Source organism: Citrobacter sp. Cm038 (assembly GCF_030333105.1).
GTDB lineage: Bacteria > Pseudomonadota > Gammaproteobacteria > Enterobacterales > Enterobacteriaceae > Citrobacter > Citrobacter murliniae.
In genome coordinates this window covers 126,106-147,305 of sequence record NZ_JAOWGO010000018.1, presented here as the reverse complement: position 1 = coordinate 147,305, position 21,200 = coordinate 126,106, and the positions used below count along the sequence as shown (strand labels likewise).

Here is a 21,200-nt window from a genome sequence, read left to right as displayed (position 1 = left end):
TTTAGTTCTGAAATTCTTTGGTCGTAAAGTCCTGCTGATTGCGACGTGCCCCCTGAGCCAACTGGCTCATAATTTCAGTCAGATACGGGGTTTTCAGGGTATAAAAGCGTTTGGCAATGACGGCACTCAACAGGTAGCAGATCGCCGGGGCGATGGTGAACAACGCAATAATGATGCTGATGGTGGCGCTGTTCTGGGTTTTCGCTGCGGCGTCGTAGCCACCGCCAGCCAGCATCCAGCCAATAAGCGCCCCACCGAGTGCGAGGCCCAGCTTGAGCACAAACAACGTCCCTGCGAAGCTGATACCCGTCAGGCGCTTGCCGTTGCACCACTCGCCGTAGTCAACGGTGTCAGACATCATTACCCACTGGATAGGCGTCACCAACTGGTGCAACACACCAATCGCAAAGATAAAGATGAACATGGTGATAGTGGCGTGCATCGGCACAAAGAACATCGCCAGGCTGATAACCGCCAACAGGGCGTTGGTCCACCAGAAGACGCTCACTTTGCATTTCCAGTCGGTAAGTGGTTTTGCCAGCGCAGAGCCGATCAGATTTCCGACACAATAGGTGGTGAGGAAGGCGACAAACACCTCCGGCGTGCCCAGGATCCAGGTGACGTAATACATCATTGCCCCGCCGCGTACGCAGACAGCCAGGATATTGAGAATGGTGAGCAATCCGACGATGCGCCATTGATCGTTCTTCAAGATATCGCGCAGATCTTCCCGCATTGAGTTATTACCCGGAGGTGCTGCAACACGTTCTTTGGTAGTAAAGAAGCAAAAGGTCAGCATCAGGAATGCAATGACCGAGAGCACAGCAATCCCGCCCTGGAAACCCAATGCTTTGTTTTCGCCGCCAATCAGGTTTACCAACGGCATCATCAGCACCGTGGAGAGCATGCCGCCCGCCGTCGCCAGCACAAAGCGCCAGGACTGCAGTGAGATACGTTGAGTCGGGTCTTTGGTAATAACGCCGCCCAACGCGCAGTAAGGGATGTTAACCACGGTGTAGAGCAGGGTCAGCAGCGTATAGGTGACGGCGGCGTAAATCATTTTGCCATTCAGACTGAGGTCCGGCGTGGTGTATGCCAGCACGCAAACGAGGCCAAACGGAATCGCGCCAAACAGGATCCACGGGCGGAACTTACCCCAGCGCGATTGGGTACGGTCGGCAATCAGTCCCATGCACGGGTCTGAGATAGCATCCAGTGCGCGCGCCAGCAAAAACATAGTGCCGACAAAACCGGCGGGGATACCGAAGATATCAGTGTAAAAAAACATCATATACAACATAACGTTATCAAAAATAATATGACTGGCGGCATCACCCATTCCATAGCCAATCTTCTCTGTGACGGACAATATCTCGCTCTTCATTGTTTTATCCTTTAACACCGTAAGGTAGCTGAAACCGGTTACAGACGTTGTAAACCATCCTTGTGAGCGCGAACATTCCAATATTTTGTAATCAATTTACGATTCTTGCTTTCTGTGATCGGAGTAGCGTCGAAAAAATATGTCTAAATGTAAGTATTGGATTTTGTAGAGGTTTATTTGAAAACGGTCATGGTAAAGAGAAAGGGAAGTTAAAAAAGTGAGTGGGGGGGTGTGGAAACTCCTGGAAGTAGCTATAATGCGCCCCGCCTCCATGTAGCAATCGAGGCGCGGAAGATCGTCATCTCCGGTGAGGTGGCTGGACTTCAAATCCAGTTGGGGCCGCCAGCGGTCCCGGGCAGGTTCGACTCCTGTGATCTTCCGCCAATTAACTTCTACTGAACTCTCCCGAAGTCAATAAATCCCCTTCTAATCCCTTATATATCAAGCTTTCCTTGTATCCCGAAGTCAACCGACTTCAACCCACATCAAGTTGTTTTTGGGGGTGCTTTAGGGGGTGTTATTTTCCCTTATAATATCAGCACCCCCATAATGTCAAAAATGTGATACATAACAATGGCTTTTAACAACATCTTTGTTATACAAGGGGTGCATTGGGGGTATCGGGTTAGTTTCTGGCAGAAATCCCCTCAGGAACATGAATTCATCATAAGCCGGAGGATGTCATGGCGCTAACCGATGTTAAAGTGAAAACCGCGAAGCCAAAAGAAAAGCCCTATAAGCTGGCTGATGGCGGTGGTATGTATCTGCTGATTAACGCTAATGGTTCAAAATACTGGCGAATGAAGTACCGCTTCGCCGGTAAAGAAAAGATGCTTTCTATTGGCGTATACCCCGATGTTTCGCTGGCCGACGCGCGCGAAAAACGCAGCGAAGCCAGAAAAATTCTCGCCGCTGGAGGCGATCCGGGTGAGACAAAGAAAGAGGAAAAAATCGCCCAGAAAATGACTCTGAAAAACACTTTCGAGGCCGTTGCTCGCGAGTGGCATCAGACGAAAGCCGATCGCTGGTCATTACGCTATCGTGATGAAATCATCGATACCTTTGAGAAAGACATTTTTCCCTACATTGGCAAGCGCCCTATTGCCGAAATCAAACCAATGGAGTTACTGGAAGCACTGCGTAAAATGGAAAAACGCGGAGCTCTGGAGAAAATGCGCAAGGTCCGCCAGCGTTGTGGTGAGGTGTTTCGCTATGCAATTGTCACTGGTAGAGCTGAATACAACCCGGCCCCCGATCTTGCCAGTGCTTTAGCTACACCGAAAAAAGTACATTTCCCCTTCCTTACTGCCAATGAACTTCCTTATTTCCTTAACGATCTGGCGGGCTATACCGGCAGTATTATCACTAAAACTGCCACTCAGATCATTATGTTAACCGGTGTTCGCACACAAGAACTGCGTTTTGCACGCTGGGAGGATATCGATTTTGAGAAGAAATTATGGGAGATCCCAGCGGAAGTGATGAAGATGAAACGACCTCACATTGTGCCGCTGTCGGAGCAGGTGATTGCATTGTTTAAGTTACTTGAACCAATCTCAAAACATCTCCCACTCGTCTTTATCGGCAGGAACGATCCGCGTAAACCAATTAGCAAAGAGAGCGTAAATCAGGTTATTGAGTTGCTGGGGTACAAGGGCAGGCTTACGGGGCATGGTTTCCGCCACACGATGAGTACCATTTTGCATGAACAGGGTTTTAATTCAGCATGGATTGAAACGCAGCTTGCGCATGTAGATAAGAATGCGATTCGCGGGACGTATAACCATGCACAGTACCTGGATGGGCGTAGGGAGATGATGCAGTGGTATGCAGATTACATTGGTGATTTAGGAAAAGAAGGTATTGTTACCAAAGGGGTATTTGGAAAAACAGCATAATAAAATATGCCACACATCCATCCAGACACCTGGATGGATGTGTAAACGATAGTGCTATCTAATGCAATAGTTGAAAAATCAAAGCAAGGTTAAATCGGACAGTTGAACTCACAGCATGAAGCGGACGTCATACCTAAGCGGTAAAGCTATAGTGTCCAAATAAAACATGCGGTTCAGAAAGCCATCAGGTGCGCAATTACTCTCGGGCAAATTCTGGACATGGGTAGTATTTTCCATAACATCAGAACACTATTAAGGCAGCAAAAACTGAATATTGATGACTTCACTGAAGTGCTGTTATCAAGCTATTTGGATATCCACTTATGGCATAATGCAGATTCACAGCCCAAAAACTCCATACTAAATCGCCTAAGATATGAGCAATTAATGCACAAAAAAACACAAATTTAAATATCGAAATGTAGTGCCTGTGACGAATAATATTCTGTCTTAAAATTATATGAAAAAAAGTGTTTATTTTCATAAAGATTGCCTAAGTCTTCTTTTGTTCCTATCATCCACTAGGTTGTAATTATAATATACGCAGTGTGACATATGCCTATAAGCCTTAACGACTTGCTGAAACAAAACGGCCCCTCTCTCAGCTCAACCTTATGTGATTTGCTATGCGAGAAAACATCCCTAAATCGGGTTACCGCAAGAAAACAGATCTCACGGGCAACAGCTGCAGGCACAATTAAAGCTCTGAATGGCCTGTTTCCAAGGCGAGAAACCTTCCTCTATTTGCCATCTCAGTTTGGCGCTGACTATTACTGGGATGCTTTAACCAATGCTCTTCAGTCAGTACAGTCCGGATATGGATACGCCATCGGCGCTTTGTTGGCGCGGGGAGGTATCATCCCAGTTAAGCATTTCGCAGCAGCCTGTGGCTCACCTGACTACATGAGCAAACGACTGTCACATAAAGCTATATTAGAAGGGTTGAGCAAACATGGTCTGATCAAGCGAATACCTGTGGCAGAGATGGGTGAATGCATCGCTCTGCGAGAAGCTGATGATGCTCGTTACGATGCAGCCAGCAAATATGTTAAATCACGCATCATCACAGAATCAATTCTGATTAAAGCGGCGTCGCAGTGGTTAAAAAACCTCGGAATGGTAAGCCACGATGCACTCAGAACTCGTGAGGATGCGGAAGCTGCCGTTCCTGCAGTTTCTGGTTTTCCGTTCGACCTGTCTGCCCCATGTTATCTTTCCCCCATGCTTCAGCAGAAAAGGGATGGTGGAATTTTATCCGGTTTTTTGGGCTGTGATGTGCTTCTTAACGGAAAGCTTGAACTTAACCATATAACCCCTTTCATCAACAAATGCAGATCAATAAACAGCCTTCCTAACGTCGGAAAGAGCCTGTTTATGTTTATTGCCGACGAGTATTCAAAGGACGCTTTTCAGGCTCTTAAAACACAGGGAATAATTCCCGCTACAGTTGATAATCTGTTCAGCCAAGAAACAGCTAAAGCATTGCGTATGCTTGGGGAGCTGCTAGTGTGGCTATCTTTACCATCAGCTTCCTCTTCATTTGAGTTAAGCACTCTTGAGGAGATAATGACGCAACTCTCTCACATTGCAGGTGCTACGCAGCAGCTGCAGGGTGACTTATTTGAGTATATTGTTGCACAGGCCGTCAGTGCGAGCGTTCGTGATGTTAGGTTAGGCGTATCGTGCAGATTGGATGATGGAAAAAGAGCTGACTGTGACGTTTTAGCTCAGGAAGGACATAAAAGAATCAGATTCATAGAATGCAAAGGCTACCGACCTTACTCAGAGGTGCTTCACAAGGATGTTTTACACTGGATAACTCGGCAGGTGCCCGTGTTCCATAAGTATGCCTGTAGTATTGATCCGAAGATTGATATTCAGGTTGAATTCTGGACCACTGGAAAGTTGAGTGAAGAGTCGCTGAATTCATTGAAAGTATTTAAGGATAATAATAGCCTTCGCAGACGCTATGAAATAATAATAAAAGATGCTCATGAAGTCCGTGAGTATATAACTCTTACGCGTGACTCTGCCTTAATACGCGTGTTTGAGAAGCACTTTATTGATACATTTAAAAAAGAACCACTGGCAAGTAAAAAATCACCGTGGAGATTTGCATCCGGTTTATAGTTCTAAAATGATAAACCTCAAAATACTTTAAAAATTCCTCAGCGGGTTGGCTGAGGAATTAAAATTGCAATATATGTAGAAAGTACTCAGTTTAACCAGTCTTACTTCTAGTTCATATTTAAAATAGAGTTCGCACATAATCCATCAGTATATCAATCCAGCGTGTAACCCAGACTTACGATAGAAATTATCTTTTCATCTGCAAAGTATTACATCACAGAGTACCTCTAACTGGGGGTAATCACTAGGGTGCATCCCCTGATGTTTACCTGACACTTAATCGGAAATTGTTACGAGGCTACCAGCCTATAAAATCCGGTTGATTACTTCAATAGTTCTTGTAGCATTGAATTATGAAAAAAGACACCGCAACTCAAGTTTTTGAATCCCTGGCTTCTGGCATCCGACTGGATGTCTATCGCTTGCTGGTGAAAGCCGGACCACAGGGGATGGTCGCGGGGCAAATTGCCTCAAGCCTTGCCATTGTTCCAAATAATTTGTCATTTCATCTCAAGGCTATGACCCGTGCCGAATTGCTATCGGTTGAGCAGGAAGGACGTTTCCAGCGTTATCGGGCCAACATCCCCTTGATGCTGGAATTGATAACTTTCCTGACTGAAGAGTGTTGTTCTGGTCATCCGGAAAAATGCATATCTCTGTACTCAGATCCCAGTTGCTCATCCACAGAACCACCGGCACCCACCAGGATAAATTGTGAGGACTAGTCTAATGAACGTTTTGTTTCTGTGTACCGGTAACTCTTGTCGATCCATTCTCGCCGAAGCGACATTCAACCATCTTGCACCAGAAGGCTGGCATGGGATGAGTGCCGGGAGTCATCCGACGGGTCAGGTGCACCCTCGCTCACTTGCTTTACTGGCTCGTGAAGGCATCGCCACCGAGGGATATTCCAGCAAGTCGTGGGAAAACCTACCTGATGTACCGGATATCGTAATCAGCGTCTGTGGCAATGCTGCCAATGAAACCTGCCCGGCCTATTTGGGGCCTGTATTGCGAACTCATTGGGGAGTTGAGGACCCTGCTCATGTCACAGGGACGGACGAGGAAATCGATGCGGCTTTTGTCACGGCATATACCATTCTGCGTGCGCGTATCGAGGCGTTTTTTGCTCTTCCACTGGCAAAATTGCGGCAGGATAAAACCATGCTGAAAGCCGAGCTGGACCGTATCGGTAATCTGGCGGGTTAAGTATTTAGTCTATTTTTTTAATTTATTAGGAGCGAAAACAATTACATGAGCAAGTTATATCATGCACTAATACCGGGCCATATTTATTGTGGCGGCGCTAATGATATCCAGCAGATGGTGGATGAAGATGGCATCGAAGTGGTGGTTGATTTACGTGCCGAATCAACGGGCTGTGCTGCACATCAACCAGAGGTGCAGTGGGTACATATTCCATTGAGTGATCATGCCGAAGAACCTGAAGAGCAACTGTTCCGTGATGCAATTCTCGCGGTAGTGGATGCCTATCAAAATGGTCATAAAGTGGCATTTCATTGTGGCGCAGGCAGGGGACGGACTGGAACTGTGGCAGCGGGCGTCTTGCTGGAATTAAAAATCAGCAAAACCTTACCGGAAGCGGTTGAGCGGGCTAAATCTATTCGACCGGTACTCAATATCAAGCCAATTCAGTATCAGGCGTTAGGTCTGCTCTACCCTGAGCCCAACTAAAGAAAATACTCCAGTTTTCTGCTGCTCATACTAGCGTCATGCTGGAGTTTTTCGTTCTTAATGCAAGCTGAGTCACCCAATACACATATGGATATCCAAATATAATTTTGACATCATGCAGCAGTGGGAGGACACTACTTCATAAAAGCAGGAGGACTTATGCCACCAATTTCATCACTTCAACTCTTCAAGAATCTGTCCGATGAAACCCGTCTGGGTATCGTGTTGCTGCTCAAGGAAATGGGAGAGCTGTGCGTATGCGATCTTTGCTCGGCGCTGGATCAGTCACAACCTAAGATCTCCCGCCATCTGGCGATGCTGAGAGAAAGCGGGATTCTTCTTGATCGAAAACAAGGGAAATGGGTTCACTACCGCTTATCTCCACATATTCCTTCCTGGGCTGCTCAGATTATTGAGCAGGCCTGGTTAAGCCAACAGGACGACGTTCAGGCCATCGCCCGTAAGCTGGCTTCAGCTAACTGTGCTGGTAGCAGTAAGGCTGTTTGCATCTAAAAATTTGCCTGAACATATATGCTTTATCAAATGTGAGGTATTGAAATGAAAACGTTAACTGTATTTGACCCAGCGTTGTGTTGCAGCACCGGTGTCTGCGGTACAGATGTTGATCAGACTCTGGTTGATTTTTCTGCAGATGTGCAATGGCTGAAAGGGCGTGGTGTTCAGGTCGAACGTTACAACCTGGCACAACAGCCGATGAGCTTCGTTCAGAATGAGAAGGTGAAAACATTCCTTGAAGCTTCTGGAGCAGAAGGTCTTCCACTGTTGTTGCTGAATGGCGAAACGGTGATGGCAGGACGTTACCCAAAACGCGCTGAACTGGCTCGCTGGTTTGGCATTCCGCTGGAGAAAGTGGGATTAGCGGCTTCAGGCTGCTGTGGTGGTAATACTTCTTGTTGTTAAGTGTGTCAGGAGGACATATGAAATTCTTACAGAACATCCCCCCTTATCTGTTTTTTACTGGTAAAGGAGGCGTGGGTAAAACCTCTATTTCCTGCGCCACGGCGATCCGTCTGGCAGAACAGGGTCAACGGGTGCTGCTTGTCAGTACTGACCCGGCCTCAAACGTAGGTCAGGTCTTTGGCCAGACTATTGGCAATACCATTCAGCCAATAGCCTCTGTTCCTGGATTGTCGGCACTTGAGATTGATCCGCAGGCCGCTGCTCAACAGTACCGGGCCAGAATCGTTGACCCCATTAAAGGCATCCTGCCTGATGACGTTGTGAGTAGCATCAACGAGCAGTTGTCGGGAGCATGCACAACAGAGATTGCTGCATTTGATGAGTTTACTGGGCTGTTAACTGACGCATCTCTACTGACCCGGTTTGACCATATCATCTTTGATACCGCACCGACCGGCCACACTATTCGCCTTCTTCAGCTTCCCGGAGCCTGGAGCAGCTTTATTGAAAGTAATCCGGATGGCGCTTCCTGCCTTGGGCCAATGGCTGGCCTGGAAAAGCAGCGCGAACAGTATGCCCATGCCGTTGAAGTGTTGTCTGATCCAGCGTGTACCCGACTGGTTTTAGTTGCGCGACTGCAAAAATCCACCCTGCAGGAAGTCGCCCGAACTCATCTGGAACTTGCCGCAATCGGCCTTAAAAATCAGTACCTGGTCATTAACGGCGTTCTGCCCAAAACTGAAGCTGCAAACGATACACTGGCTGCAGCAATATGGGACCGTGAACAGGAGGCGTTGGCCAATCTCCCTTCAGATCTTTCCGGGCTGCCAACTGACACGTTATTCCTCCAACCGCTCAATATGGTCGGCGTGTCTGCATTAAGTGGACTTCTCTCCTCTCAGCCAGAGACGGCATCTTCTTCTGAAGAATACATTCAGCAATGCCCTGATATTCCTTCGCTCTCAGCATTAGTCGATGATATTGCCCGTAGCGAGCATGGGCTGATCATGCTGATGGGTAAAGGTGGTGTAGGGAAAACTACGATGGCGGCTGCCATTGCCGTCAGACTGGCGGATTTGGGATTTGATGTCCATCTGACAACCTCAGATCCAGCAGCGCACCTCAGCACAACCCTGAACGGTAGTCTTAACAATCTGCAGGTCAGCAGGATAGATCCTCACGAGGAGACAGAACGCTATCGCCAGCATGTCCTTGAGACAAAAGGAAGAGATCTGGACGATGCAGGGAAACGCCTGCTCGAAGAGGATTTACGTTCTCCCTGCACCGAAGAAATTGCGGTATTCCAGGCCTTTTCACGTGTGATCCGCGAAGCGGGTAAACGATTTGTTGTTATGGATACCGCGCCTACCGGGCATACGCTGTTGTTGCTGGATGCTACCGGGGCGTATCACCGTGAAATTGCTAAGAAAATGGGAGAGAAAGGCCATTTCACTACCCCGATGATGCAATTGCAGGACCCGGAGAGAACCAAAGTGTTACTGGTCACGCTACCGGAAACCACGCCAGTACTTGAGGCGGCAAATTTACAGGCCGACCTTGAACGTGCAGGAATTCACCCCTGGGGTTGGATTATCAATAACAGCCTTTCCATAGCTGATACCCGTTCCCCCCTGCTCCGCTTGCGGGCTCAGCAGGAACGTCCGCAGATCGAGAGCGTTAAAAACCTGCATGCCAGCCGTGTAGCACTTGTCCCCGTACTGGCGTCAGAACCAACCGGTATCGACAAACTCAAACAACTCGCGGGTTAATTATTGCCATCATTCAGGGCAGCAATGCTGCCCTTTCAGGAGGTTTTATGTTACTGGCAGGAGCCATTTTTATCCTGACCATCATATTGGTTATCTGGCAGCCAAAGGGATTAGGGATTGGCTGGAGCGCCACGCTGGGGGCCGTACTGGCTCTGGCATCGGGTGTGATTCACATTGCTGATATTCCGGTGGTGTGGAATATCGTCTGGAACGCGACGGCAACGTTTATCGCCGTTATTATCATCAGTCTGTTGTTGGACGAATCCGGCTTTTTCGAATGGGCTGCGCTGCACGTTTCTCGTTGGGGGAATGGTCGTGGCCGCCTGCTGTTTACCTATATCGTTCTGCTCGGCGCGGCAGTCGCGGCACTGTTTGCCAACGATGGCGCGGCACTTATTCTGACGCCGATTGTCATCGCCATGCTGCTGGCGCTTGGCTTCAGTAAAAGCACCACGCTGGCCTTCGTGATGGCCGCAGGGTTTATTGCCGATACCGCCAGTCTGCCGCTTATCGTATCGAACCTGGTCAATATCGTTTCGGCTGATTTCTTCAAACTGGGATTCACGGAATATGCCTCGGTAATGGTGCCGGTGGATATCGCCGCCATTGTCGCCACGCTGGTGATGCTGCATCTGTTTTTCCGCAAAGATATCCCGCCCACTTATGATCTGGCACGACTGAAAGAGCCTGCAAAAGCCATCAAAGATCTGGCAACATTCAGAACCGGTTGGATTGTATTAATTCTTTTGTTAGTGGGCTTTTTTGTACTCGAACCACTGGGTATTCCGGTCAGTGCCATTGCAGCAGTAGGGGCAGCAATCCTGTTTGCTGTGGCAAAAAAAGGTCACGGCATTAACACCGGTAAAGTGTTGCGTGGGGCACCATGGCAGATCGTGATCTTCTCGCTGGGGATGTATCTGGTGGTCTATGGGCTGCGTAACGCAGGGCTGACAGAATACTTGTCTGACGTGCTGAACTTACTCGCAGATAAAGGCCTGTGGGCAGCCACGCTGGGAACGGGATTCCTGACCGCATTCCTCTCTTCTATCATGAATAACATGCCTACCGTATTGATTGGCGCATTGTCGATTGATGGCAGTACCGCGTCGGGCGTTATCAAAGAAGCAATGATTTATGCCAACGTCATTGGCTGCGATCTGGGGCCGAAAATCACCCCTATTGGTAGCCTGGCAACGCTGCTCTGGCTACACGTACTTTCACAGAAGAATATGACCATCACCTGGGGATACTATTTCCGCACCGGGATCGTCATGACTCTGCCTGTGCTGTTTGTAACGCTGGCCGCGCTGGCGCTACGTCTCTCTTTCACTTTGTAATGAGATACTGATATGAGCAACATCACCATTTATCACAACCCAGCCTGCGGGACATCGCGTAATACGCTGGAGATGATCCGCAACAGCGGTAATGAGCCGACCGTTATTCTTTACCTTGAGACTCCACCTTCACGCGATGAGCTGGTCAAACTCATTGCGGATATGGGCATTTCCGTCCGGGCGTTACTGCGTAAGAACGTCGAGCCGTATGAGGAACTGGGTCTTGCAGAAGATAAATTTACTGATGACCAGCTCATCGATTTTATGTTGCAACATCCGATCCTGATTAACCGTCCGATTGTGGTGACGCCACTGGGCACCAAACTTTGCCGTCCTTCGGAGGTGGTTCTGGATATCCTTCCAGAGGCTCAGAAAGCGGCTTTCACCAAGGAAGACGGTGAGAAGGTTGTTGATGCTAGCGGAAAACGAATCGACAACAAGTAATTTCATTTAATGAAAGGGCTGATTCCCCGGCCCTTTCATATCATCTTTTTTCTTCCCTCCAGAAAGTCAAATATACGCTTCCAGAGTCCATATTTTTTATGTTACCTTTCCCGTTATGTCATTTTTGACATAACGGGAAAGGTAAATACATGTCATCAGAATCGAAACGGAACGGAAAAGGTTTTTTATCAGGCACGTTAATAGGTGCTTTAGGTGGCTTGATTGGTCTTGGTGGTGCTGAGTTCCGCCTTCCCGTCCTGATGGGTAGTTTCAAAATGCCGACGCTGGAAGCGGTAATTTTTAACAAGGCAATGAGCCTTACTGTTGTCGCTGTTGCTTTGATATTCCGCACAAAATCCATCGCCGTCGACCAGCTGTTTGCTCATCTTGATATTGTCATCAATTTGCTGGCCGGGAGCCTTATCGGTGCATGGTGGGCAGCAGGACGAGCCATAAAAATGTCCCGTATTTGGCTGGACAGAACCATTCTGCTCCTGCTTGTTATCCTGTCATTCGTCATGCTTTCAGAAGCATGGATGCCTTTGCATGATAGCTCCGCTGGATTATTCCAGCCCGGAATCGCGACCATTATTGCGGGTGTTATTGCGGGTTTCTTCATCGGGAATGTTGCTGCTCTGCTGGGTGTTGCAGGAGGAGAGCTCCTTATACCAACCATTGTTATCCTTTTTGGGGCTGACATTAAACTGGCTGGTAGTTTGTCACTCATGATCAGTTTACCGACGATGATTGTGGGGTTTTCTCGCTACACCAATGCAGATGCTTTCCAGATACTGAGAAAAGAGAAAAAACTTTTTGTGTGGATGGTCGCCGGTTCCGTTATTGGGGCTGCTATTGGGGGACTTATGCTCGGTATGTTCCCGGTAAGAGTGCTTATGACGCTGTTAGGCGCGGTACTTCTAATTTCCGCGATCAAAACCTTTAAGCATACCCGGCAAAGGTAATGGTGGTTTACGCTTTGGACTATTCCGCATCACAGAGAAAATGATTTTGAAAAGGTAGCAAAATGAAAAATACGCCCCTTAAATCAAACTTAATATTAGTCAGGCCAAGGATCTATATTAACGACAACATCTCGCTGGGGCCGGGGAAGGTTGACCTTTTGAGGGCGATTGATGGCTTTCACTCTCTTTCTGCGGCAGCTAAAGATTTGGGGATACCTTATAAAAGAGCATGGCTCTTAATTGACACCTTGAATAAGGGAATTGGTCAGCCAATTGTAACCACTTCCACAGGTGGTAACAAAGGCGGTGGAACAGTTCTGACTCCATTGGGACGTAGCCTGCTGACCTGGTATGACCAAGCCGAGGCCCATCTCAATGAGCAATCTCAGCAACAGTTAATCGAACTCGAAAAGATTCTTTTTGGAAAATGACAGAGGCCTTGGTTATCAATCGGGAAAATAGAACGACAGCAAAGCATGAAGGGGGCTAATGCCCCCTTCATTGTTACTTCGCCATCTCTTCCAGCAGGTCAATACCAACCGGCTCTTCGCTCTGTAACGCTGTTAATGCAATACGCTTTGCATACTGCTCTTCTACATCAGAGATGAGAGGCAGCTCGCGGTTAGCCCTGGTCTTCAGGAAAGGTGAAGACGGTTTAGCTGCCGCCAGGCTGTTATTAACAACCCATGCCCACGGCTCGATGCCAGCTCGACGCAAATCCTGCTGCAGGTTTGCTGCTTCCAGAACAGGTGTCGTTTCGGCAAGCGTCACGATAATCACCTTCGTCTTCTCCGGGTCCTGCAATTGCATCATTGGCGTCATCACATGGTCTTGAGTTTGCCCCATCTGGCGCACCATTTCCCGGTGGTAGGCTCCAGTCGCATCCAGTAGCAGAAGTGTGTGACCCGTTGGCGCGGTGTCCATAATGACAAAATGGTCGTCGGCCTCTTTGATTACCCGCGAGAATGCCTGGAAGACGGCGATCTCTTCAGTACATGGCGAGCGGAGATCTTCCTCCAGCACCGCCAGTCCCTCAGCGTCTAATCCTTTGCCCTGATTTTCCAGTACAAAGCGGCGATAGCGCTCTGTCTCCACCTTCGGATCGATACGGCTGACCTGCAGATTTGGTAGTGAACCATCCAGTGTGTAAGACAGATGTGCCGCCGGATCGGATGTGGTCAGGTGGACTTTGTGGCCGCGTTTAGCCAGCGATACCGCCACCGATGCTGCAACGGTCGTTTTACCCACACCGCCTTTACCCATCGTCATGACCAGCCCTTTGCCAGTTTGGCTCAGTTCATCAACCAGTGAAGCAAGTTTCGGTAAATCCAGAGCATTCAGCGTGGTAGCAGGGAGTGCCGGTGCGGCTTTGCTCTCTGTAAATAACTCCCGCAGGGCTTCCAGACCGACCAGATTAAATGGCTTCAGATACAGTTGCGAGCGGGGAAGATTAGCCAGATTATCAGGCATTGCCTGTAATGCTTTTTCTTCCCGGGCCAGAATACTTTGCGCCAGTGGATCATTCTCACCCGCAAACGGCGGCATCACACCATTAATGGCAAGGTGTTGATGCTGCAAACCGATAGCAGACAGCTCATCGTGCGTATGCGAAACCTCTTTCAGCGTTGAAGCCTGGGCACGGGCAACCAACACTAAGCGCGTGAGAGTTGCATCAGACAGCGCTTTAACCGCATCGGAGTACTGGTGCTGTTGTTTCTCCAGCCCTACCAGAGGCCCGAGGTTTGCAGCGGCATCAGGGTTTGCTTCGAGATAACCGCTCCAGGCTCCCGGCAATTCAAGCATGCGGATGGTGTGACCGGTTGGCGCGGTATCAAATACAATATGGTCATATTTTTCCCGCAGCTCACGATTGGTCAGCAGACCGGTAAACTCATCAAACGCAGCGATTTCCGTGGTGCATGAGCCAGAGAGCTGCTCTTCAATGCTGCTGACCACATCGGCTGGCATCAGCCCGCGAACAGGATCGAGCACACGGTCACGATAGGCTTGCGCTGCTGCCATCGGATCAACTTCCATCGCGGCAAGATTTTCTACAGTACTAATATCTGTGATTCGGTGGCCGATAGTCTGGCTAAATACCTGGCCGACATTTGAAGCCGGATCGGTACTCACCAGAAGCGTTCTCTTACCCTGATCGGCCAGCCATACTGCAGTAGCACAGGCCAGGGATGTTTTACCAACTCCACCTTTACCGGTGAAGAAGATGAACGGGGGAATGTCTTTTAAAAATGGCATATTCATCAGTAATAGCTCCTCTGGAATTAAGGCATACGTGGAATGCTGCAGCAGCGTGGTTGCGTGCTGTCTTCACTCCAGTCCTGAGTAAGCGGAATACCTGCCCAACGGGCGATATCTTCACGAGTCGGCAGTTTGCCTGCCATCACCAGCTTGCCGTCGAGCAAGGTGACAGGGAGGGATTCCATCCCTGATGTGTTAAGAAACTCTTTGATGACAGGGGTATTCAGGAACTGCTGCGGGTTTTTCGCAAGGCTGTAGCGCTGAATATCAACGCCATTCTTTTTCGCCCATTCGGCGCTGGCATTCCATTTGACGGCTTCGTCGCTGACCACAACGCTGCTGGTTGCACAGCAGCCTGCTGCTTCAAAGATCTCAATTTTTGACATGGATTGTTTACCTCAGTGTTTAGTCATTTGGCTTTACACTGAGGTAAACGAAGGTGATGGGAAAAAGATGCGCGATTAATTCATTTTTTTGTGGCAGCAGACGGGAGAAGTGTCATCCGCCTCAATCTGGCAAAGTTCTGTCATCGCTTCTTTCAGGTGCTTTCTGGCCCGTAGCAAACGGGATTTAAACGCCGTAAGCGTGATACCCAGTTCATCGGCCAGGGACTGCTGGGGACGCCGGTTAAGGTCGGATTCTTCAATCAGCCACCGTTCATCGTCAGGCAATGCCTGCAACGTTTCAGACAGGCAAATATCCAGCGTTGAGATGGCATCAGGGGATGCGTCTGTGAATGGGGCATCTTCTTCCAGCTCAACGAACTCCCTGGTGGTGCGGTACTCATCAATTAGCAGATTCCTCGCTGCCCGATACAGCCAGGCTCGCGGATTCTCCATTTCACAAAAACTGTCTGAGTGAGCGCGAGCACGCAGGAAAAGCTCTTGCAGAAGGTCTGCAGCTTTTTCTCTATCACCTGTCTTCGAGGTAAGGAAGCGAGAGAGTTCGGCTTCATGTCGCCGCCAGAACGCGCTCATGCAGTTGTTGAATGCTGTTATATCACTCATATCAGCCCTCAAATTTTGTTCTGATTAACCCGCCGGGAAAGCTCTTCTGCTGACTCTTTTCGTTCGCTGTAGCGATCAACGAGATAGGTTGAGTTACCTCGGGTCAGCAGAGTAAATTTCACCAGTTCTTCCATCACATCCACAATGCGGTCGTAATAAGACGACGGTTTCATTCGTCCATCTTCATCAAACTCCTGCCAGGCTTTTGCCACAGAGGACTGATTCGGGATGGTGATCATCCGCATCCATCGGCCAAGAATACGCATCTGGTTTACGGCATTGAAAGACTGAGAGCCACCGCAGACCTGCATGACGGCAAGCGTCTTACCCTGAGAAGGGCGAACAGCGCCTTCCGAAAGTGGTATCCAGTCAATCTGGGCCTTCATGATACCGGTCATCGCACCATGACGTTCAGGGGAACACCACACCATCCCTTCGGACCAACGAACCAGCTCGCGCAGCTCCATGACTTTAGGATGCGAGTCAGGCGCATCATCAGGAAGAGGCAAGCCAGAAGGATTGAAGATCCGCACCTCTGCGCCCATGGCAGTCAGCAACCTTGCAGCTTCCTCAGTTGCCAGTCGGCTGTAGGAACGTTCGCGCACAGATCCGTACAGCATCAGGATACGAGGAGGATGGGGAACGGCAGGAACGCCGAATCTTGCCTCTGTGATTGAGGTGTCAAACAAACCTGAATCAACATTCTTAAGATCGCCTGTCATTTTACTTCTCCGTCTTCTGGGGCATGGTGAGGCAGTCGTCAGTCCCTGAGCAGCATTCTTCTGTCAGGAAGGTAATGAGAGCCTCAAGGTTCTCATATCGAGCATGGCAATAGAGCGTTCTACCCTGGCGCTCCTGGCGTACCAGAGAGACTGATATCAGCGATGAGAGATGATGGCTCAACGTAGACGCAGGGATTTCGAGCCGCTTCTGCAGTTCGCCAACCGGTAGCCCCTCATGCCCGGCTTTAACCAGCTCTCTGTATACGCTAAGGCGCGTGGGATGACCCAGCTCTTTCAGGGTATCTGCTGCTTTGAAAGCTCCATTTGTATCTCATTTCTATATTTCCGGAATAGTGGAAATATAGCGTATTTCATGGAAAACACCAAGTTCGAGTTATCTGACTCTTATAAGTTTTGATAGAGGGTGTATTGTTTAGGGACAGGTATTCGATTTGTCAGTTTCGGCGGTCACTGAAAGAACACCTTTTACCTCTACAAGGTTTAATTCCCTGGCTCAGGGTAGGGCTTGGTGGATGCGAAATCGAAGGTAAATGATCTTGATGTCTTAAGTATTGATGAAAACACATTATGACGATTTTGGTTTTCTAATTCTGAGCTAGAGCGCTTTACTTTCTGGATTCGTAAATACGGTAATATAACCATTCTTCCAGATCGCTTTTTAACCAACGGGAAGCTCTGCCCAGCTTAATTGGTTTAGGAAATGCCCCATCCTGTATCAGCTTATAGAACCATTTATCGCTCAGGCCAGTAAGCTGGGTAATGAATTTCATATCAATGAACTGATCTTCAAGTAGTGCAGGTTTTGTATACATGATGATGTGTCCGGTTAAGGATAAATAACCGGAGCCGTTAGTAAACTGATATTCACTGCCAGCTCCTCCACATCAATGGCTTCTGTTGTAAAAAAACTTCGGCTCAATGTTTACCTGTCGCTACTCCTTCCTGGGCCTGCCTCTGCGGCTTCGTGGTGGTATAGCGTTCATACCTGCAATAACCCCCCGCGATTTCTGCTCAGACTTGGCTAAGTAACTAATTACGTAACGTAGTTCATCAACTGCCTGCTTATTGCGGTGATCCACTATCGTTCCGGAACTCGCAACGAAATGCTTTTTCTTGGAACACAGATGAAAGAGTCCTTCATCGTCTGTTAAGATGCGCCATTCTTCCCCTATCGCACGCGAGGTCGGATAACATTTCCGATGCTTCTGCCCATCAAGATAAATCATGGCATGCACATGCAACCCCTTACGCTGTCTATATTCAATTACCCAGTAGTACCCAATAACCATCTTTCGGCCAATTGCCACGTCCATCAGGTGCTGTATCTCGCCCTCCATCTCATCCATGAGATTACGCTGCGAGCGTTCACTTCCTTGTTTCCAGCCAAAATCCATACGAAAAGCCAGTAAGCGGGAATAACGCTCAAACATTTCATCCAGGTGGTGGTTTATATCTTCGAGAAGAAAACGATGCATAGGGTAATTAGGGTTGGCATTGTAGGGTTCTTTCATGATCTATCCTCAAACTAAATGGGGTTCAATAGATAGATGTGTGATGTATTTTTTATACAGGGATGAGTATTGATTACAGGAGGGGAATGGCTAACTCCGGGTGATAATACTAATTAACCTTAAATCAGTAAGAACAGATGGTTTCAAGGATTCTATCGCAGGTTTGCAGGGTGGCCTTACACAGTAAGAAATGTGTGCGAGAAATCTGAAGTATTGCAATGCGATCTGGTGCTTTACGGGCCTTCGTGATAAGTTGTTATGCATAATCAATAAAATGCATAACAGTTATGATAAAGAGAATAACATTTAACACCGATGATAACTTAACGATTGATTCAATCGACAGGTATGCCGAATCCAATGGCACGTCACGTTCTAAAGTAATATGTGAGTTATTACGTTCTACTGCACCTATTCTTGATTTTGTGACATATCAAAATAGAATTACTCAGGAGGTTGAAAGCAGGCTTTTTAGCATGTTTTATCATGAGGTTCGTCACTTCGAAACCCAAAATACAAAGAACGAAATTACATTAAAACATTTGCATTTACTTTCAAAAAAACTCATTTTTAGTATTTCTCCAAAACCAGTCATGGAGTTTTCATTGCCTCCTCGTCAAGAGTGGGAGGGATGTCGAAAGGAGTTTTGTCAAAAAGTAAGCGGCCATATTGAATTGTTCGAGCCCGAATCAAAAGGTGATATTCGACATGTATATTTATGCGTCGAGAATAATCTCGGGGGAAATTTTAAATATGAATTAATACAGATTGAAATTCCCGAATTTATAGTCGATGATTATTTATTTGATTTGCATTCCTTGTGCTATGTGAAGCTTGTTGATTTCTGCAATGACGGGATTGCTGAATACATGAAAAAAAAGAAAAAGCACTTAAGTGCAGCATATCTTTCTTGGGTTCCTGTTGTGAGGTTTAGAGACGGTTATATATTCATTGCTGCTTTACAAATAAATAAAGCTTCTACAGAACAGTTATATCCATCTGAGTCAATTGTCAACTATCCCTACGATTGTTGGAAGTGATGCTATTTAAGTGCATTCCAATTTTTTTGAGATATATATCATTTTCATGAAAATACCAGCATAACGGCAGAACTTCACGGTTCTGCCGTTTCAGTTTTATTTATTGCAGGAGTAATCATGAATAACCCACGAGGTTTACAGCCACTAAACCATTCGCTTTCAGGCCTACCGCAATGGGTGTCTGAACGTATATTGCAGCAGATAAATCAGTTAACCCACTACGAGCCAGTGATCGGCATTATGGGTAAAACCGGGGCGGGAAAGAGTAGCCTTTGCAATGCCCTATTTGTCGGCGAAGTATCGCCGGTCAGCGATGTGGAAGCCTGTACCCGTGGACCTTTGCGATTTCGCCTGCAGGTTGGCGAGCGCTATATGACGCTGGTTGATCTGCCCGGCGTGGGGGAGAGTGGTGCACGCGATACTGAGTATGAGAGGCTGTACCTTGAGCACCTTCCCCGGCTCGACATGGTGCTGTGGCTGATTAAGGCTGATGACCGGGCACTGGCGACTGATGAGCATTTTTACCGTCAGGTGATTGGTGAAGCATACCGGCATAAGGTGCTGTTTGTTATCAGCCAATCAGACAAAGCTGAACCCACCAGCGGTGGAAATATCCTGTCCACAGAGCAGAAGCAAAACATCAGCCGCAAAATCTGCCTGTTGCATGAGTTGTTCCAGCCCGTGCATCCAGTGTGTGCCGTGTCGGTTCGTCTGCAGTGGGGATTGCGGGTGATGGCAGAGCGGATGATTAAGTGTCTGCCACGCGAGGCCAGCAGCCCGGTGGTGCCGCAACTGCAGCGGCCCTTTCGCACAACGGTAGTCAGGGAGCAGGCACGTGACGATTTCGGTGAAACCGTAGGTGCGGTACTTGATACCGTCAGTGCTTTCCCCCTTATTCCCGCTCCGGTGCGGGCCGTCATTCAGGCCGTGCGCACCACCGTAGTCTCAGTGGCCCGTGCCGTCTGGGATTTCTTCTTCTGAGAGTTTAATTCCAACCTGTTACTCCCTGAGCTCTGTCGCCTGCGCGACGGGGTTTTCTTTTATTGTTTTCCCGTTATGAGGAGTCTGCTTATGACCCGTCTGGCTTCGCGCTTTGGCGCAGCAAACCTTATTCGTCGTGATCGTCCGTTAACCCGTGAAGAGCTGTTTCGTGTGGTGCCCAGCGTATTCAGCGAGGAAAAACACGAATCCCGCAGTGAGCGTTATACCTATATTCCGACCATTTCCCTGCTCGACAGTCTGCAGCGGGAGGGCTTCCAGCCGTTCTTTGCCTGTCAGACCCGTGTCCGTGATCCGGGTCGTCGGGAGCACACAAAGCACATGTTGCGTCTGCGGCTTGAGGGGCAGATCACCGGTAAACAGGTCCCGGAAATCATTCTGCTCAACTCACATGACGGCACAAGTTCGTATCAGATGCTGCCGGGATTATTTCGTGCGGTTTGTCAGAACGGCCTTGTCTGCGGTGAGTCGTTTGGCGAGGTGCGGGTGCCGCACAAAGGGGATGTGGTGAGTCAGGTAATAGAAGGGGCGTATGAGGTACTGGGGATTTTTGACCGGGTGGAGGAGAAGCGGGATGCCATGCAATCGCTGCTATTACCACCTCCCGCTCAGCAGGCGCTGGCAAAAGCCGCGCTCACGTATCGCTTTGGTGAGGACCACCAGCCTGTCAGTGAATCGCAGCTACTATCCCCGCGCCGCTGGCAGGATGAGAGCAATGACCTGTGGACTACCTATCAGCGTGTGCAGGAAAACCTGATTAAGGGTGGACTCAGTGGGCGTAATGCTAAAGGCGGACGGACGCATACCCGTGCCGTGCGCGGCATTGACGGGGATGTGAAGCTCAACCGGGCGCTGTGGGTGATGGCGGAAACACTGCTTACACAACTGCAGTAGTCATTACCTTTGTTGCTATGTTGTTAATATCGGACACCACCTGTCCGCGTTACGACATGTCAGTAGGCCTCACTCTCCCTGGTATGGCCTGCAACCCCTGCTATATCTGACTTTCGCAGAAATGAAAAATAGTTTCTGCAGTGTCCATACCCTGTCCGCCCACCTCTTTAAAGTAATCACATTATTTTCAGTCAGTTAACTTAGACG

The 21,200-nt window shown here is 48.5% G+C and carries 23 protein-coding genes and 1 tRNA gene; 16 read left to right on the top strand and 8 right to left on the bottom strand.

Features of this window, described 5'->3' with window-relative positions; translation table 11 throughout:
- Position 1: 1 nt before the first annotated feature.
- A complete protein-coding gene (locus tag OGY01_RS09585) occupies positions 2-1,384 on the bottom strand; it encodes a glycoside-pentoside-hexuronide family transporter (RefSeq protein ID WP_286492993.1) in 1,383 nt (460 codons plus the stop codon).
- Between the two features lie 289 nt (positions 1,385-1,673).
- On the opposite strand from OGY01_RS09585, the gene OGY01_RS09580 reads away from it, so the two are divergent.
- From OGY01_RS09580 to OGY01_RS09520, 13 genes are all read left to right on the top strand, one after another.
- Positions 1,674-1,768: transfer RNA gene (locus OGY01_RS09580), tRNA-Sec, on the top strand.
- Between the two features lie 299 nt (positions 1,769-2,067).
- Positions 2,068-3,282 carry a tyrosine-type recombinase/integrase gene (locus OGY01_RS09575; protein ID WP_286492991.1) on the top strand — a complete coding sequence of 405 codons (1,215 nt, stop codon included), beginning with the start codon at positions 2,068-2,070 and terminating at the stop codon, positions 3,280-3,282.
- 555 nt (positions 3,283-3,837) lie between these two features.
- The gene (locus OGY01_RS09570; protein WP_286492989.1) at positions 3,838-5,412 is read left to right on the top strand and encodes a hypothetical protein; all 1,575 of its coding nucleotides are present in this window, start codon (positions 3,838-3,840) and stop codon (positions 5,410-5,412) included.
- A gap of 353 nt (positions 5,413-5,765) precedes the next feature.
- Positions 5,766-6,137 carry an ArsR/SmtB family transcription factor gene (locus OGY01_RS09565; RefSeq protein WP_039186030.1) on the top strand — a complete coding sequence of 124 codons (372 nt, stop codon included), beginning with the start codon at positions 5,766-5,768 and terminating at the stop codon, positions 6,135-6,137.
- A 4-nt stretch (positions 6,138-6,141) separates the two neighbouring features.
- A complete protein-coding gene (locus tag OGY01_RS09560; RefSeq protein ID WP_286492988.1) occupies positions 6,142-6,621 on the top strand; it encodes an arsenate reductase ArsC in 480 nt (159 codons plus the stop codon).
- A 45-nt stretch (positions 6,622-6,666) separates the two neighbouring features.
- On the top strand, positions 6,667-7,107 hold the full coding sequence (locus OGY01_RS09555; RefSeq protein WP_286492986.1) for a protein-tyrosine phosphatase family protein: 441 nt from the start codon (positions 6,667-6,669) through the stop codon (positions 7,105-7,107).
- Between the two features lie 159 nt (positions 7,108-7,266).
- Positions 7,267-7,620 carry an As(III)-sensing metalloregulatory transcriptional repressor ArsR gene (arsR, locus tag OGY01_RS09550; RefSeq protein ID WP_286492984.1) on the top strand — a complete coding sequence of 118 codons (354 nt, stop codon included), beginning with the start codon at positions 7,267-7,269 and terminating at the stop codon, positions 7,618-7,620.
- A 45-nt stretch (positions 7,621-7,665) separates the two neighbouring features.
- A complete protein-coding gene (arsD, locus tag OGY01_RS09545) occupies positions 7,666-8,028 on the top strand; it encodes an arsenite efflux transporter metallochaperone ArsD (RefSeq protein WP_286492980.1) in 363 nt (120 codons plus the stop codon).
- Between the two features lie 17 nt (positions 8,029-8,045).
- Positions 8,046-9,797 (top strand): arsenite efflux transporter ATPase subunit ArsA, encoded by a 1,752-nt coding sequence (arsA, locus tag OGY01_RS09540; RefSeq protein WP_286492979.1) that lies wholly within the window; start codon positions 8,046-8,048, stop codon positions 9,795-9,797.
- A 47-nt stretch (positions 9,798-9,844) separates the two neighbouring features.
- Entirely contained in the window at positions 9,845-11,134 is a 1,290-nt protein-coding gene (gene arsB, locus OGY01_RS09535) for an arsenite efflux transporter membrane subunit ArsB (protein WP_060683637.1), read from the top strand.
- Between the two features lie 12 nt (positions 11,135-11,146).
- Positions 11,147-11,578 carry a glutaredoxin-dependent arsenate reductase gene (gene arsC, locus OGY01_RS09530; RefSeq protein ID WP_286492977.1) on the top strand — a complete coding sequence of 144 codons (432 nt, stop codon included), beginning with the start codon at positions 11,147-11,149 and terminating at the stop codon, positions 11,576-11,578.
- 149 nt (positions 11,579-11,727) lie between these two features.
- Positions 11,728-12,540, top strand: coding sequence for a sulfite exporter TauE/SafE family protein (locus tag OGY01_RS09525; RefSeq protein ID WP_286492975.1), 813 nt, complete (start codon positions 11,728-11,730; stop codon positions 12,538-12,540).
- Positions 12,541-12,602: 62 nt separating this feature from the next.
- Entirely contained in the window at positions 12,603-12,971 is a 369-nt protein-coding gene (locus OGY01_RS09520; protein WP_286492973.1) for a winged helix-turn-helix domain-containing protein, read from the top strand.
- Between the two features lie 73 nt (positions 12,972-13,044).
- On the opposite strand, the gene arsA (OGY01_RS09515) is transcribed toward OGY01_RS09520, so the two are convergent.
- The 7 genes from arsA (OGY01_RS09515) to OGY01_RS09485 all read right to left on the bottom strand — a co-directional run bounded on the left by arsA (OGY01_RS09515) (position 13,045) and on the right by OGY01_RS09485 (position 18,060).
- Positions 13,045-14,802 carry an arsenical pump-driving ATPase gene (gene arsA / locus OGY01_RS09515; RefSeq protein ID WP_286492972.1) on the bottom strand — a complete coding sequence of 586 codons (1,758 nt, stop codon included), beginning with the start codon at positions 14,800-14,802 and terminating at the stop codon, positions 13,045-13,047.
- Between the two features lie 20 nt (positions 14,803-14,822).
- Complete coding sequence (locus tag OGY01_RS09510; RefSeq protein ID WP_020839050.1) at positions 14,823-15,185, bottom strand: arsenic metallochaperone ArsD family protein; 363 nt, start codon at positions 15,183-15,185, stop codon at positions 14,823-14,825.
- Positions 15,186-15,260: 75 nt separating this feature from the next.
- Entirely contained in the window at positions 15,261-15,806 is a 546-nt protein-coding gene (locus OGY01_RS09505) for a sigma-70 family RNA polymerase sigma factor (protein WP_286492969.1), read from the bottom strand.
- An 8-nt stretch (positions 15,807-15,814) separates the two neighbouring features.
- Complete coding sequence (gene arsH / locus OGY01_RS09500) at positions 15,815-16,528, bottom strand: arsenical resistance protein ArsH (RefSeq protein WP_286492967.1); 714 nt, start codon at positions 16,526-16,528, stop codon at positions 15,815-15,817.
- Between the two features lies 1 nt (position 16,529).
- On the bottom strand, positions 16,530-16,826 hold the full coding sequence (locus OGY01_RS09495) for an ArsR/SmtB family transcription factor (RefSeq protein ID WP_286493110.1): 297 nt from the start codon (positions 16,824-16,826) through the stop codon (positions 16,530-16,532).
- 328 nt (positions 16,827-17,154) lie between these two features.
- On the bottom strand, positions 17,155-17,361 hold the full coding sequence (locus OGY01_RS09490) for a helix-turn-helix transcriptional regulator (RefSeq protein WP_032170432.1): 207 nt from the start codon (positions 17,359-17,361) through the stop codon (positions 17,155-17,157).
- Positions 17,362-17,481: 120 nt separating this feature from the next.
- On the bottom strand, positions 17,482-18,060 hold the full coding sequence (locus tag OGY01_RS09485; RefSeq protein ID WP_286492966.1) for a rolling circle replication-associated protein: 579 nt from the start codon (positions 18,058-18,060) through the stop codon (positions 17,482-17,484).
- Between the two features lie 287 nt (positions 18,061-18,347).
- On the opposite strand from OGY01_RS09485, the gene OGY01_RS09480 reads away from it, so the two are divergent.
- From OGY01_RS09480 to OGY01_RS09470, 3 genes are all read left to right on the top strand, one after another.
- Positions 18,348-19,100: a YagM family protein gene (locus OGY01_RS09480; protein WP_286492965.1), complete on the top strand. Its 753-nt coding sequence runs from the start codon at positions 18,348-18,350 to the stop codon at positions 19,098-19,100.
- Positions 19,101-19,217: 117 nt separating this feature from the next.
- Positions 19,218-20,081 carry a GTPase family protein gene (locus tag OGY01_RS09475; RefSeq protein WP_286492964.1) on the top strand — a complete coding sequence of 288 codons (864 nt, stop codon included), beginning with the start codon at positions 19,218-19,220 and terminating at the stop codon, positions 20,079-20,081.
- A gap of 90 nt (positions 20,082-20,171) precedes the next feature.
- Positions 20,172-20,993 (top strand): DUF932 domain-containing protein, encoded by an 822-nt coding sequence (locus OGY01_RS09470; RefSeq protein WP_286492962.1) that lies wholly within the window; start codon positions 20,172-20,174, stop codon positions 20,991-20,993.
- Positions 20,994-21,200: the final 207 nt, after the last annotated feature.